The following is a 14,877-nucleotide window of genomic DNA, read 5'->3' as shown; positions in this document are numbered from 1 at the left end:
ATAAATAATAAAATTGAATGTATACCTGTTTAAATTATGCGCTTAGCAATACTTTGTATTTCACCCTCATACCAGATCAACTGAGTCGTTTGACCAGAATGGAGCTCCCCAAATTCTAATTCTGTTGCAGTCTGTGGCTCAAAATAACGGGTAGGGCTAAGCGGAAGCAGGCTTAACACCATTTCATTTGAGAGCTTTATATATAGTTGTTCTTGTTCAACAAAAATAATAGCATTCAAGGTCTTTCCTTCATCATTAAACTGATATGTCCCAAGCTGAGATTTATAATTTTCTACTAATAACGGAATAAATATACGCTCTTTTATCGGCGCAGGTGCTTCAAAAGGAAGTCCCATCAAAATTTGCTCTATACTGTGTATAAGCTCATGCGTATATCTATATTCTCGTTCTCCATTTTGGAGCATAATGAGTGTAAAGTCCTGATCGACATAACGTTTAAACATCGCAGAGTACCCTGGCCAACCCCCACTATGATATACGATTTTGCCTAATCGTTCGTGGTTTTCAATCAACCACCCAAAGCCATAATCAAAGGATTCACCACCATTAAGCTTAACTGGAGCGAACATAAGATCACGTAGCTTTGGATCAATAAAATCATCTTGATATAACGCTCGATCCAATTTGAGCAAATCCTCATGCGTACTATTTACCATCCCATCACCCTGTAGGCCATCCAAATAATATACATAATTTAATTCTGTAACCTCATCTGGAAGTACATAATGACCAACATCCTCTCGGTAAACATATCCCAAAGCAAAATCTTCTGGGACAGGTGACTTAGAGACGCGCCGATTGTACACCTCACTACGGGTCATTCCAAGCGGGGAAAAAATATGCTGTGCAAGAAACTCTCCATAAGACAACCCACTAATTCTGTCTATCAGAAGTGCTAATATAATGTAGCCCGTATTGCTGTACATCCATTCCTCATTAGGTGCAAATAATGGCTCAGGACGATGATTTATTAACATTTGCAGTACATCTTCATTCGTTGCAATTTTAGTATGATCCCATTCCTTAGCAAATAACTCTATATAATCGGGCAATCCCGAAGTATGACATAATAAATGAGTAACTGTGATGCCAGAATAGGGTAACTCAGGTAACCATCTAGATACTAGATCATCCCACTCTAGCATTCCTGCTTGGTGTAGTTTAATAATGCCAAGCGCTGTAATCGGCTTAGAAACCGAGGCAATTTCATACATAGATTGTAGCGTTAGCGGCCGGTTATTTTCAGGACTAAATTCTGCAATCCCCATGACTTCATTTAGTACAATCTCCCCGCGCTCTGCCACTAAAATTCCTCCATTAAACGTTGCTTGCTCTTTAATCCGATCCATTAATAGGTTGAGTTGTTTTCTTTTGCTCATTTCTGCACCTCCGAGTCTTAAGGTTCTATCCATACTTCCAAATCAACTTATTATCTACAACTTGACCGTATTTACTTGTGAAATGTAACAAAGCTGCATCTAACCATGTCAATTCTTCCTCACTAAATGGCATATCTACTAGTTGATCTAGCTGATCAAATTGTTCTTCATTTATATGATGGAAATTAGCAATGGCTTCTGAGTCAAAAAAATCAGATGCATATTTCACATATTCTCCAATCACTCTTTCCACCTCTGGTGAATCTACTGGATGACCCTGCAAAGCCTTTATATCTCTAGCAAAACGAACCGTATCCAAGTCCAGTCTTGTTGCTAGCTCTGTAGGTAGATCAAATAGCGATGCTGCTGCACGCATAGAAAAATGTTCTTCAACCCATTTTCGTTGCTGATCCTCTACACTCATATTGCGAATTAAGCTAAACAATAGATCATGTTCTAAACTTTCTTCCTGCTGTACAACTGTAATCATACGTGAAACCATTTCAAGTGACTTCTCAATCTGTGAGCGATTCGCTTCCAAAGCTTGCTGTTGCATTTTAAGTGTTTCTATAAAAGTTAGATCAAACTTAGGTTGATTTAATAATTCTTTAATACTTTCTAACGTAAAGCCCATTGACTTTAAGCTTAAAATCTTCTGAAGTCGCATCATATCCGCTGTGCCATAAACACGATGTCCACTTGCTTGCCTTTTGGGTTGTAATAAACCAATGTCATCATAATAATGAAGTGTACGTACTGGAATCCCCGTCATTTTTGCAAAAGCACCTATTGTATACTCCAGTTTCAAAGCTCACTCTCCTTTCTCATCCTAGTATAATACCTACAGTAACTGGAGGGGCAATAGCAAAAAATAAGGGGTGGTCTAGAAATCGTTATGATTTCTTAGACCACCCCATCTACTACCACATAATTCGTATTAATGAATTTCTAAATAATCAACAAATGCATCCCAAGTTCCATCGTCCGCAGTTACAACTAGCTCAACAACCTTATTGCCAGTGCCTGTGCTTACGTTATCCAACGTATATACAGCAGGGTAGCTGCCTCCATAATAGAAGGTTCCTTTATAAACGCCATCAACCTTCAAATCAACACGCGCCATATTTGAGTTATTGGATGCGCCACGAAGAGAGAAACTATTCGTCCCACTTGTAAAGTTGTGGTTGAATTTCACTGAATCGTTATTGGCATATAATGCAACTCCATTAAATGGTGACGTAATATTGCTAGTGTATTGGCCACCTTTGGTCATATTTTCAGCTTCAACTCTAACTACATTGCCACCTGGATTACCTGGGTTGCCAGGGTTACCTGGATTACTTGCTCCACCTACAGTCAGCACGTTTTGATATACGTTTGCTGATCCGCTACTTTGGTATCCTTCTACTGTTAAAGCAACCTCATACATTTTACCCATCTTCATACCGCGGGCTTCCCACGCCTTGAAATGCTCACTTACGGAAATTGTACCACTTGTACGTTTATCTCTACGTACACTCCAATACTGTTGGAAAGTAGTATTTCCCTTAATGGAAGGCTGATTTACACGTGTTGTTTCATAAATATCATATACTCCACCATCGATGGTTACTGAACCTTTAGAGCCAGAACCTGGTGGGCGCCAGCTTCCCCAGCTATCTACGATATAGTATTCTACTAATGGATCTACTGCCCAACCATATACAGTTAAATAAGAGTTGCCATTAGGATTATATGTTGCTGCATAGTTAATGGAAATGTTACCAAGCTGTTGGTGTGTACGAGTTTCATCAAATTTTTTACCTTTACGGAACAAAATGTTGTTGATGTTGCTCCACTGGGCACTAAATGCACCACCCGCATTTAAGGTCATACTTCCATTACCACTGTCTTTCCAAAATTCAAAATCATATCCATCATGAGTCCCAATTTGATTACCATAAATCGTTTCAGGTGTTGCTGCATACGTAGATGCCTCAGCAAAAACTAACATAAAACAAAGTGATGCCATAATTAATAGCCTTAGTCTTCTTAGCTTCATTTCATTTCCTCCTAATAATTATTTAAATTCCTCAATGTAAAATGTTGTTCAGAACAGTGTTAGAATCAAAACTAGCATTTGATTGTAGTTAATAGAGTCTCACTTAATAGAATCACACTACAATCCATCCTCTCCAATAATGCATAGCAAATTTCTTCTCATCCCTTTAGTAACGTATCTAAGCGAACAATAATTAATTATCCAATTAATAAACCGCTTACAATTTACGTTATCAATATTTGCACTTTGTGCTGTGAGAATTGCACTATCATTATTGGGCTTTGTAAGTTAGCTAAGTAGTAGCTAATCTAATAAACTAGGGAGGACTAAACTTGTAGATCTAAACACTGTTTTCTATGTTAGCATTTACAACATAGAAGTATGGATGCACCTTTCAAAAACTGTATTTTTCTAGCTTGTCCCTACTTTAGCAATCCTTTCATAGGAACGATCACTTGGATTAAAAGGTAACTCGCTGGCTTCCAGCATAGTTGATGCTTTCCAACCACCTTTCTTCTCCTAAAGTGAATACAAGGATGACTACTCAATGCTGTAAAATAAATCCTTTTGTAAAATTAAGTTTGCTGTATAATGTTAAAAGAAAGCGTTTTCCATTTTCCTCCTCTCTGTTTCATAATCCATAATTTAACTTCATTATCATTTTAATACATAATTACAAAAAAGTCATCATTTAATTTACAAATTTATCATTTATTTTACAATTGTATTCAATAGAACAAAAATTCCGGAGATTTTAGATCTTAGTCACTAAAAAGAAACAGGATTTTAATATATGGTTTGTAGTTTATTAAAAGTATAACGTGAGACATCAAAAAAGATGTCTTTAGTCATCTTAATAAGATAACCAAGACATCTCTATTTTTATAATTATTTATAAATACGGTTACCTTAGGATTATTTAGACTAACTCGGCATCATATAGCGCCCATAACGAACATTATTAAGTTCGGTTAGCTTCGCTTTCTTTCCCTTCTTCCCTTTGATCATCTTTGTAAACTCTAAAAACGAAGTACTTTCCCCTTCAGCTCCCATCCATTGTACTCCGATAACAAACCCCTGCGATGTACGAGCAGCAAACGTAAAAGTGAACATATCTGGAGTAATCTCTCCACCATCATCAATCCGCCAAGCAGAATTATCCTTAAACTTAGCAGGGTAATCTTTAAATACCCATCCATTTGTCGTTTTTAACGCAATGCTTGCAAGCATGTTGTTACCTTTAGGTTTAAATTCAACTAAATACAATTTCCCAAACCCTCTTACATTCTCTAAAGGCCAAACATTTTTTACTGCTCGCTTTTTCAGCTTTCCAATCTCAGACTTCATGTTTGTAGTAACTTTTTCTTTGTTGATTGACTTTAATTCCACCAACATACGTTCTGTAAGGGCAGAACCCTTCACGATAAAATAAGTTTCATTAGGTTCAGCCTTTCCTTCAACTACCTCATAAACTAGCCCAGGAAGGTTATCGAAGTTATAGGCTGTTTGTCTTCCATTACTTCCTTCAACTTCCTTTTGCTTCCCTTTTAATTTTATTTTAAGTCGTTGCCCCTTGTGCCCAACAGCGATGTTTAATTGTGACCATTTTAATTCCTGCTCCTGGGGATAATCTACCAAAAGTTTCGACCCATCTAAATTAGCAAAACCAAACGTTCCTTGCTTAAATATAGCTTTGTTAAAAAGTGTTGGGGTGTTTTGCACAGGTTCAACAGCATTAGCTCCTTGTAAAAAAGTCGTTAACAGTAAAAATGCAACAATGAATACAGAGATGTATTTAATTGGACGTTGTTGTTTCATTTTTCTCCTCCAATTCATAAATATATTCATTAATTAAAACGAATTTGGAAGATAAAAAGTTGCCTCTAATTATAGCGAGCTTCTAAATAAACCTTACCATATAAAAAATCCTGTAATGTAGCCGCTAAGCAGTTCTACTCTACAGGATTTATATTCACAATTTCTAAGTCCTTCTATTTTTTAACCTCTGTTGCTCCAGTTACTTTACCATCAATCTTGGCTGCATTTTTAACCTCATCATTCGCAAAATAAAGATTTCCTTCGATGCTTGATGTTTCGTGTAAATTAAAACCTTTCGCTTCCACATACACATCGCCCATTACCATGCCACCTTGAATTCTTAAATTTTCACTTTGTACAGTCAGCTTAGGTACAGTTAGCATATAGCTTGCTGTAATGTTGTGATCTGCATCTTGGGCGTATAATGCAATTTTACGGTAAACTTCGCGATCAGCTTGACCTTTGTCATGAAACTCTCCCGCTACAGTGACTTCCTCGTTAATGGTTAGATCATTTAAAATCGCAATAATCCACGTTCCATCCTTACTTACTGCTTTTTTGAAAGCAGCAGCTTCATTTACGATAGAAGCAGAGGTTTGTACATCTGTTTGTCCTTTATTAGGCTGGTTGGCAGTTTGATTGTTTTCTGCTGGTTTATTACCTGCTGTCTTATTATCAGTTGGTTTATTAGCCCCACCACCACAGCCAGACAATAATCCTACAACGATCCCTGCCGTTAAAAGTATTTTAGCAAACTTCATCTTGTTGTCCCCCTTGTTATCACTTGTTGGTAATAAAGGTATTCGTAATTTCCTTTAGCATCTTACTTATGCCCTAATTATTCCTAAATTACTCATATTATCAGTTTTAAAAGGTTTTAAATAATAATTAATGTCTTACTTTTTGTTCTATATAACATAATGCATAACACAATTTGCACAACCATTGTCACAATTGACAATCTTATGTCCCATATAATAAGTAATGGTGCGGATATTGCCCCGATCATCATTAAAATGCTATGATCTCCTTGCTTATAAAAATCACGAATGACCGCACGTAAATTATCAGAAAAATAAGAGCTAGCTTCCCCTAATTTGATATACAAATTATGTATTGCATTTGAATCATCGGGTCTATGTATAACCTGTGCAATTGATGCCTCAGTTGATGAATATAAATCTAATTGCCTCTGAACAAAAGCCACTTTCCTTTGATGATCCTTTTCCAGCATCGATTTAAACTCTTTGTACAACCAAGCAACTACATAAAATAAAATTGTAACAACCAAAATCAATGAAGAACTCGCATTAAACTGCTTGAAAATTTCCTCTAGCACAATACTTCTCCCCTCCATAGTCTTTTTTATTCTTAATATTTAACACTACATATTCGTCATTTAGAATTATTTCCCTCTAAAAGAATCTATTTCAATAAATGGAGTTCGAATTGTCATTACAAGGTGTATAGACAAAATAAGTACTAGATTTTTACAACATATTCATATACAATAACTTCATAAAACGAAACTAAGTTTCATCAAGTGAAACAATCAAAGGAGAGAGGATATGAATTATTCTTTTAATGGTCTTGATCATGTTCAATTAGCAGCACCTGAAGGTTGCGAAGCAAAAGCTCGTCTTTTTTTTAATAAGCTATTAGGTTGGGCAGAACTTGAAAAACCTGAACCTTTAAAACCACGTGGTGGAGCTTGGTTTCAGTGCGGGATTCATGAAGTCCACGTAGGCGTTCAAAGCGATTTTGTTGCTGCAACAAAAGCTCATCCCGCATTTCACGTTCAAGGCTTAAGTCAGTTACGAACCTATTTACTTAAAAACGATGTCCCCGTTATTGATGATGAAGCAAGAGCTGAAGAAGGAATTACACGCTTTTATATTCATGATCCCTTTGGTAATCGTCTTGAATTTTTGGAACGTTCTCATTAATAAACAACAGCTATAAAAGCATACAAAAAAGCTTCCTGGAGTACCCACTCCAAGAAGCTTCTTTAATTCTTCAATTACCCTGTCACCACATGACATAATTCAACATGTTGTTTATTTCTAAATGGAGTCAAGCATTGATATTCAATCGGAAGCGGATGCTCTTGTACCCATGATTGATAAGCTTCCTTTAACGTATCATTAGATTTCTTATCTTTAATACTCGTACCGTTCATTTTCGTACCACTCGAATTCGTAGCATCCTTATAAATAACACTTGTGAAGCTTTGCTCACTTAAATAACGGTGTGCTACTTCATCAAAACGCAAGTCCCGATTACCTCCAACCTGTAAATTCCAGACATCTGCACCTTGAGAAGTATAATCAATTAGCTCATCCCACTCTAATTTAGTAGAAGAAACTAGCAATATGCGTTCGCCAAACAACGGTAATTCTTCAAACCAGCTACTCTTCTTTCGTTGTTGCACGACTTTCCCGACCACGATCATAGCAGGATTTTGAATTGTTGTTAGCTTGGTCTGATCTACAATCGTTCCTAAGCTACCTGTAAGCACCTTTTGTCTTCCCATCGTTCCCCATTCAATTAGCGCAATCGGCATCTCTGAGGAAACACCATAACCTTGTAGCTTATCACAAATTAATGCTAAATTTTCGACTCCCATATAAAAGCATAAGGTACCACCCTGAACGAGTGGAGCAAAATGACTCCCATCCATCTCATTTAGTTGCTTATGTGCGGTTGCTAGAGTTACACGTCCACTAAAATCACGGTGTGTGAGCGAAAATCCAGCATAGCTGCTCGCAGCTGAAGCGGCTGTAATACCAGGAACAAGCTCATAGCTTAACTGGTTGCGTTCTAGCTGTTCGATTTCTTCCCCTACTCTACCAAAAATAGAGGGGTCGCCACCTTTCAAACGAACTACAATTTTATTTTCTTTTGCATGTTGAATAATTTTGCGGTTAATATCCGCTTGCTTCATCGCATGAGCATAAGGTACTTTTCCACAATATAAAAATTCAGCATGAGGGTTAGCTAAATGAAGCAAAATTGGATTCACTAGTCGATCGTAGATGATGACATCCGCTTGCTCTAACAGACGTTTTCCTTTTAGCGTTAATAGCTCTGGATCACCAGACCCTGCACCAACTAAATAAACTTTCCCTGTAGTTTTCATAATTACACCACTACGTAGACACTGCCATTTTCAACAAACGTTTCATACGTAGCCACTTTGCCCTCATCAGGCTCTTGAATCTGACCATCGATTAACGAAATTTTATAATCACGTAATGGACAATACACATATTCCCCTGAAACGGTTCCTTCAGCAAGTGGAGCTTGTGTGTATGGACAAAGATTTTCAATTGCCTTCACTCGATCATCACTTAGACGAAATAACGCAATATTTTTGCCTTCAATAATAATTTCACGACCGATTCGAGGCAAGAGATCTTCTAGCTTCGCAACAAACACTTTTTCTTTGACCATTCTTTACACTCTCCCCACTGTATAAAGTTCTTGCTGTGCTTTTTTATTTTCCACAACTTTTTTCCAAGGATCTTGACGTTTGCCAGCCGTAGCTTCATCTAATCTTTCGTTAAGCTTTTTACGCTCTGTAGGGTCTAGTAAAATCTTTTGAACATTTTCAAAGCCTAGTCTTTCTAACCAAGGTGCTGTACGTTCTGCATAAATCCCTGTTTCACGATAATATTGAAGGAATGCTCCACAAATATCGATAACTTCATCTTCTGTTGTTGCTGTCGTTAACAACGTGCCTTCTTTTACTTCTGTACCGCCGTTACCACCAATGAAGATTTGGAAACCATTTTCTACTCCAATAATTCCAAAATCCTTCACACCACTTTCAACACAAGAACGTGGGCAACCAGATACCCCCATTTTAAATTTATGTGGTGTATCAATAAACTCAAAGCGTTCCTCTAGCTTAATGCCAAGTCCCATCGTATCTTGTGTACCAAAACGACAGAAGCTTGCACCTACACACGTTTTAACGGAACGTACTGCTTTGGCATATGCGGAAGCGGATGTCATATTTAGCTCTTCCCAAATTTTAGGCAAGTCTTCTTTTGACACACCATATAATCCAATACGTTGACTACCCGTTACCTTCAAGAGTGGAACATTAAATTTCTCTGCAACCTCAGCGATTTGCTTCAACTGCTGTGCATTCGTTTGACCGCCACGCATTCTTGGAATAACAGAGAACGTACCATCGTGGTTAATATTCGCATGCATCCGTTCGTTGACAAAACGAGAAGCGGGCTCGTCAATATGATCATTTGGAAATGCAACATTCAAATAGAAGTTAATAGCAGGACGACATTTAGGACAACCCTCTGGATTGCGGAACGCCAACTGCTCGTATACTTCCTGTGAGGTCATTAAGCCTCTTTCATGAATTTGCAATACAATCTCATCTCTAGAAAGGTCTGTACAGCCACAAATCCCTGTTGGTCCACTAGAAACCTTATCTCCTAACTCATGTACGAGTAGATCATTGATCAAGCCTTTACATTTACCACAAGAGCCTCCAGCTTTCGTACATTTTGTCACTTCAGCCACAGAAGTAAGGTTTTTCTCACGTACAGCAGAAAGGATTGTTCCCTTTGTAACCCCATTACAGCCACACACCGTTTCATCGTCTGCCCATGCTGTTACATCATCGCTAACGGAATTATCCCCAGAGGATAATAACGATACAGAAGTGAATTCAGAAATATCTAGCTTTTGCTTCAGCATTTTTAAATAACGGTTTTCTTCTGCTGTATCGCCATATAACACGACACCTACCACTTGCTTGTCCTTAACAAATACCTTTTTGTAGCTATTTGCTAAGCCATCATAAGCTTCAATTCCCTTGATCTCGTTTGTTTCCTTGATTTCACCTGCAGAGAATAAATCACATCCAGAGATTTTAAGTGCTGTGTACATCGTGCTACCCTCATACGGTGCTGTTTCCTTATCCGTTAATACATCAGCAAGAACTTTACCTTGTTCAAATAAAGGAGCAACTAAGCCATATACTGTTTTACGGTGTTCAGCGCATTCCCCTACTGCATATACATCTGGTGCGCTAGTGTGCATGAAATCATCTACGACAATACCACGATTTACTTCTAATCCTGCATTTCTAGCTACTGTTGTTTCAGGACGAATCCCTACAGACATCACAACCATATCAGCTTCAAGGCTTGAACCGTCAGCAAATTCTAGTCCTGTCACTCTTGTATCTCCTGTAATGCGAGCCGTCTTCGTCTCCATGAGGAATTTCAAGCCTTGCTTTTCTAAATCAGCTTTAAGTAGATTTCCTGCTTGCTCATTAAGCTGAACCTCCATCAACCATTTTTCCAAATGAATAACGGTAACATCCATCCCTTGATCAACAAGCCCTTTTGCTGCCTCTAGGCCAAGCAATCCTCCACCAATTACTGCTGCTTTTTTATAATTTCGGGCAATCTTTAGCATTTCTTCGGTATCATCAATTGTCCGGAAGCCCATTACACCTTCAAGCTGTGACCCTTCGATGGGTAAAATAAACGATCTTGAACCCGTTGCCATAATACATTTATCATAAGCAACTTTTTTGCCGCTTGCCGTTACAACGTATTTTTGTGCTGTATTTAGCTCTACCGCAGGATCATGGTTAATTAACTCGATATCATTTTCTTGATACCATGCTTCGCTATTTGTAATGATCTCATCTACAGTCATTTTTTTCTGTAACACATTGGACAACATAATTCGGTTATAGTTTGTATATTTTTCTTCACCAATAATGGTAATGTCATATTTGTTTGCATCTCGGTCTAATATTTCTTCTATCGTTCTAACACCAGCCATCCCGTTACCTATGAGGACTAATTTTTGTTTCATTTGTGCTTCCCTCCGATTGTGATATTATTCACTTAGTTAATTAAAGGGTATCATATCGGAATCTATAATCCTATTAGGGAAAGTCCTAATATTGTGTTTTTTTTCACTTGCAATAAAAATTAAAAAACATCTAAAGCAGCTATTTACGCCTACTTTAAATGTTCTTCATTGTTGTTTTCTGTACTTAAATTGTCACGATTATGTTGCTTATCCAAAAATTCAAGCAGTTCACTCTTTAAGCGCTTTGAAGTGCTTGGCTGCTTACCAACAGTAGAAATACTAATCACGATATCGTCCTTAGCCACCGTAGCCACATTAAAAAAGTCGCTATTTTGCTGCTGGCTACAATCATTTACCCATTGCCATTTAGTTGCATCGTTAACAACCTGCTGATTGACCACTTTATTATCTGTACAAGCAAAAATAAGCTGGGCGTCAGCAATATATTTTTTATCATAGGATGCCTGAATGATTTCCACAGCAGGATCATTTGAGATGACCTGGGCAATGTGTGGGGCAACCACGGTGATATAGCAGCCTGTCTCCCTTAATTTTTCAATTTTTCGCGCTGCGATATTGCCACCACCGATAATGACTACTTGTTTTTCTTGTAAGTTTAACATCACAGGATACATGACTAGTTCCTACTTTCCACAATGACTGAAGCGATGTCTTTCATCATGCGTGGATCAAAATCCAACGTGTCTGTGATTGTAAGTCCATTAAAATTACATTCTAACGCTGCTTTCTGTAGCTTTTGTGTAATTTCATCCACCAGATGCCCCTCAAACATAAAAAAGGGTACAACAATAAGGTGATCATAGGATTTCATAGCTTCTACAGCTAAAGGCAGAAAAGGCTCGTGTCCCCGTATGTTAGCGGGTAAAACTTTGATCTGTACTTGTGCCTCTATGCTTGCACAAATTTGCTCTAATTGCACCTGTGGCGTAGGATAACGTTTCGTACCATGAGAAACAATAATACAAATAGTATTTGCATCAGCAAGAGATTCTTCAGTCTGCAGTTTTTTTGATTTTTGTGACTCTTGACCGACCTCCACATTGTTTGAATTCTTTGTCCACGCTTGTAGTGCTGTCTCAATCCGCTCTTTTAATATCTCACTAGTTCCTGCCCGATGACCAAACGTATCTGCAAAATAAAACACTACTTCAGGATGACTTTGTCTCACCGCTTCGATTTCATTTGGAATGTCCTTAAGTGCATGTGTAGCTGCAAACAATAGTAATGGCACTGCAATTAGATGATTGACACCTTGTGCTATTAAAGCGGTTGCTTCATTTTCAATATTTTCAGCTGTATGCTCCAAAAAAGCAGTTCGATAAGGAATTTGACTCCCAACCTGCTCATGTAATACCTCTACAAAGTTTCGTAATGCCTCGTTTTTTTCACCTTTTTGGCTACCATGGGCAATATACAAAATCCCTTCCATTTCATGGCCTCCCTCATCTACATCCCTTGTTGCACTACCCTCTTATTGCCAAATCATTAGATTAAAAATCAAGTAGCTTTTTCTTAAGTGCATACTCCACAAGCTCGGGACGACTTCGTAAATTTAGCTTCTCCATAATTTTTGCCTTATGGGCTTCTACTGTCTTCACAGATATGAATAACATCTCTGCGATATCTTTATTTCCGTACCCCTTCGCTATCAAAGGTAAGATTTCCAGCTCTCTCATTGATAATTTCTCGAATAATTCGTCACCGTGAGGTTGATTTTCATCGTTAATCAGCTCCATAGCAAAGGAGTTCGCCAGCTTAGGATGGATATATCTTTCTCCTTCATAAATCATTCGAATGGCACGCAGCAATTCCTCATCTGGCGCTGTTTTTAATATATAACCTGACGCACCACTTTTTAAAACGTGAAATAAGTATTCCTCATCATCATGCATCGTTAAAATAATAATTTTCGTATCAGGAAAATCACTTTTTATTTTACCTGTCGCAATCAATCCACTTTCTCCTGGGGGCATGCTTAAGTCCATAATAAGAATATCAGGTTTATATTTTTCAACAACTTCATAGGCTTCGACGCCATCTGCCGCTGTACCGATGACTTCCATATCATCTTGAAAATTTAAAATCATTGAAAAACCACTTCGTACCACAGCGTGGTCATCCGCGATGACTATTTTCATAAAGAAGATCATTCCTTCCTTTCCCATCTCCAATTGGAACCTGTAAATGCACGGTTGTCCCTTTGCCAGGGATAGGAATTACTTTAAATACACCACCTACTAACTCCGTACGTTCCTGCATCCCATACAAGCCAAGCCCTGTACCTCGGGGTGTATTGCCTAATTCAAATCCGATTCCCTCATCCTTTACAATGAGCTGTAGCTTATGATCACGCTCAAATAAAGATACCTGCACCGTATCCACTTGGGCATATTTAATCGCATTAAATACCGCCTCTTGACATACACGATAAATAACCGTTTCTATTTCACTTTCATACCGCTTGTGCAACAAGTCAGAGGTAAAATGAATCGTCAAGCCATAACTCTGCTCGATGCGTTTAAACTGTGAGCGAAAAGCAGCCACAAGTCCAAAATCATCCAAGGTTGCAGGCCGTAATTCTACCGCCAATCGTCTAATATCGTCTAGTAGCCTTGTCATGGCTGCTTCGGTATGTTGCATTTTTGTGAGCAAGCTTTCATCCTGAGTCATATATTTGAGCACGCGCATATCAACGACAGCACTCATCAATTCTTGTGCAATACTATCATGTAATTCTCTAGATATTCGTTTACGCTCATTTTCTTGTGCTTCAATGACATGCTTCATCATTTTGTTTTGAAATAGCCTCTCCTGTGTTTGGTATTGGGCCGTTAAATTTTTTAGCATAAGAACACGTATTCCACTCTCATCATCCAGCTTGTGAAAAGAAGCGGTAAAGGGCTCGATCCCACCATTTTGAGTTTGCAAAAAAACTTGAAAAGAACTCATGTCTGCTAAATCTGGACGGCTCATATAACAATCGTTGCAGGTACGAATTTCCTGTTCACTTGTATATCCTCTGCATGTTCCACAAATCGCCTTTTCTTCCCCCATAGATACGCGCTCTAATACATCCTCATCTACAATTTGCTCAGCAGCAGGATTCATGGCGATCACTTTTCCCTCACGATCAAAGAAAAAGATAGCTTCCATCGTATTTTCATATAGCTTACTCATCATGACATTAAACTGATCTTTCCCTATGTGTGAAATCAACTTGTAGTTAACTCCTTTCCATTCAACTCACCGATCCCACTTCGAGCTAAATCAAGTAGGTCCTGTAAATGTTGTTTGGTTGCTTGCTGCTTACCTCGAAACCCACCTAATAAAACGCCTGCGACGCGTTGATCATTCCATAGCGGGACAGCAACAAGGCTTGTTAATTTCTCAAAATTAATAATTGGGTAATTAAAAATACTATCTGGTTCAATACATTCCGCCACAGAAGGAATAAACATCGGTTTTCCCGTTTTAAATACAATACCAGGTACACCTTTGCCAGATCTCAACACCACTTGCTTATACCGATCATTTAAGTTGCCAGATACGTATTTCCATTTAATTAAATAATCAAACTCAGCTGGCTCAACTAAAGCAATCGCCATAAACTCATATTGGAAGTTAGCGCGTATCTGGTCCAACTCAGCTTGTAAATCCACTTTTTTTTGCATCATTTATTCTCCTAAAACATAGAAAAGAAGACTGTCTAAAGATCTTTCATCGTCTTTTCTTGTTCAA

General features: G+C 38.1%; 15 protein-coding genes. 1 reads left to right on the top strand and 14 read right to left on the bottom strand.

Going from position 1 to position 14,877, the window contains the following annotated elements; genetic code table 11:
- Positions 1 to 29: 29 nt before the first annotated feature.
- The 6 genes from ABE099_RS05220 to ABE099_RS05195 form a co-directional block, all read right to left on the bottom strand.
- On the bottom strand, positions 30 to 1,400 hold the full coding sequence (locus tag ABE099_RS05220; RefSeq protein WP_430028022.1) for a serine hydrolase domain-containing protein: 1,371 nt from the start codon (positions 1,398 to 1,400) through the stop codon (positions 30 to 32).
- Positions 1,401 to 1,425: 25 nt separating this feature from the next.
- A complete protein-coding gene (locus ABE099_RS05215) occupies positions 1,426 to 2,208 on the bottom strand; it encodes a MerR family transcriptional regulator (RefSeq protein WP_430028020.1) in 783 nt (260 codons plus the stop codon).
- A gap of 129 nt (positions 2,209 to 2,337) precedes the next feature.
- Positions 2,338 to 3,441: a glycoside hydrolase family 11 protein gene (locus ABE099_RS05210; protein WP_430028018.1), complete on the bottom strand. Its 1,104-nt coding sequence runs from the start codon at positions 3,439 to 3,441 to the stop codon at positions 2,338 to 2,340.
- 924 nt (positions 3,442 to 4,365) lie between these two features.
- Positions 4,366 to 5,259 carry a hypothetical protein gene (locus tag ABE099_RS05205; RefSeq protein WP_430028016.1) on the bottom strand — a complete coding sequence of 298 codons (894 nt, stop codon included), beginning with the start codon at positions 5,257 to 5,259 and terminating at the stop codon, positions 4,366 to 4,368.
- 173 nt (positions 5,260 to 5,432) lie between these two features.
- Positions 5,433 to 6,020, bottom strand: a complete 588-nt coding sequence (locus ABE099_RS05200) for a polymer-forming cytoskeletal protein (protein ID WP_430028014.1) — start codon at positions 6,018 to 6,020, stop codon at positions 5,433 to 5,435.
- Positions 6,021 to 6,136: 116 nt separating this feature from the next.
- Positions 6,137 to 6,598: a hypothetical protein gene (locus ABE099_RS05195; RefSeq protein WP_430028012.1), complete on the bottom strand. Its 462-nt coding sequence runs from the start codon at positions 6,596 to 6,598 to the stop codon at positions 6,137 to 6,139.
- A gap of 229 nt (positions 6,599 to 6,827) precedes the next feature.
- Here ABE099_RS05195 and ABE099_RS05190 point away from each other — a divergent pair, with 229 nt between their 5' ends.
- Positions 6,828 to 7,205 carry a glyoxalase gene (locus tag ABE099_RS05190; protein WP_430028010.1) on the top strand — a complete coding sequence of 126 codons (378 nt, stop codon included), beginning with the start codon at positions 6,828 to 6,830 and terminating at the stop codon, positions 7,203 to 7,205.
- Positions 7,206 to 7,279: 74 nt separating this feature from the next.
- Here the strand turns inward: ABE099_RS05190 and cobA are convergent, their stop codons facing one another.
- The 8 genes from cobA to ABE099_RS05150 all read right to left on the bottom strand — a co-directional run bounded on the left by cobA (position 7,280) and on the right by ABE099_RS05150 (position 14,810).
- A complete protein-coding gene (cobA, locus tag ABE099_RS05185) occupies positions 7,280 to 8,398 on the bottom strand; it encodes a uroporphyrinogen-III C-methyltransferase (protein ID WP_430028008.1) in 1,119 nt (372 codons plus the stop codon).
- A gap of 2 nt (positions 8,399 to 8,400) precedes the next feature.
- Positions 8,401 to 8,712 (bottom strand): nitrite reductase small subunit NirD, encoded by a 312-nt coding sequence (gene nirD, locus ABE099_RS05180; RefSeq protein ID WP_430028006.1) that lies wholly within the window; start codon positions 8,710 to 8,712, stop codon positions 8,401 to 8,403.
- A gap of 3 nt (positions 8,713 to 8,715) precedes the next feature.
- Entirely contained in the window at positions 8,716 to 11,118 is a 2,403-nt protein-coding gene (nirB, locus tag ABE099_RS05175; protein ID WP_430028004.1) for a nitrite reductase large subunit NirB, read from the bottom strand.
- A gap of 149 nt (positions 11,119 to 11,267) precedes the next feature.
- The gene (locus ABE099_RS05170) at positions 11,268 to 11,741 is read right to left on the bottom strand and encodes a precorrin-2 dehydrogenase/sirohydrochlorin ferrochelatase family protein (RefSeq protein WP_430028002.1); all 474 of its coding nucleotides are present in this window, start codon (positions 11,739 to 11,741) and stop codon (positions 11,268 to 11,270) included.
- Positions 11,742 to 11,755: 14 nt separating this feature from the next.
- The gene (locus tag ABE099_RS05165; protein ID WP_430028000.1) at positions 11,756 to 12,568 is read right to left on the bottom strand and encodes a sirohydrochlorin chelatase; all 813 of its coding nucleotides are present in this window, start codon (positions 12,566 to 12,568) and stop codon (positions 11,756 to 11,758) included.
- A 61-nt stretch (positions 12,569 to 12,629) separates the two neighbouring features.
- Positions 12,630 to 13,277: a response regulator transcription factor gene (locus tag ABE099_RS05160; RefSeq protein ID WP_210089417.1), complete on the bottom strand. Its 648-nt coding sequence runs from the start codon at positions 13,275 to 13,277 to the stop codon at positions 12,630 to 12,632.
- On the bottom strand, positions 13,255 to 14,316 hold the full coding sequence (locus tag ABE099_RS05155; RefSeq protein ID WP_430030482.1) for an ATP-binding protein: 1,062 nt from the start codon (positions 14,314 to 14,316) through the stop codon (positions 13,255 to 13,257). Before ABE099_RS05155 ends, ABE099_RS05160 begins: the two co-directional genes overlap by 23 nt.
- Before the next feature lie 35 nt (positions 14,317 to 14,351).
- On the bottom strand, positions 14,352 to 14,810 hold the full coding sequence (locus ABE099_RS05150) for a GAF domain-containing protein (RefSeq protein ID WP_430027998.1): 459 nt from the start codon (positions 14,808 to 14,810) through the stop codon (positions 14,352 to 14,354).
- Between the last annotated feature and the right edge of the window lie 67 nt (positions 14,811 to 14,877).

The organism is Paenibacillus turicensis (assembly GCF_050461185.1).
GTDB classification, from domain to species: Bacteria; Bacillota; Bacilli; order Paenibacillales; family Paenibacillaceae; genus Fontibacillus; species Fontibacillus turicensis_A.
The sequence above is the reverse complement of the archived record's forward strand: the minus strand, read 5'-3'. Positions and strand labels throughout refer to the sequence as shown.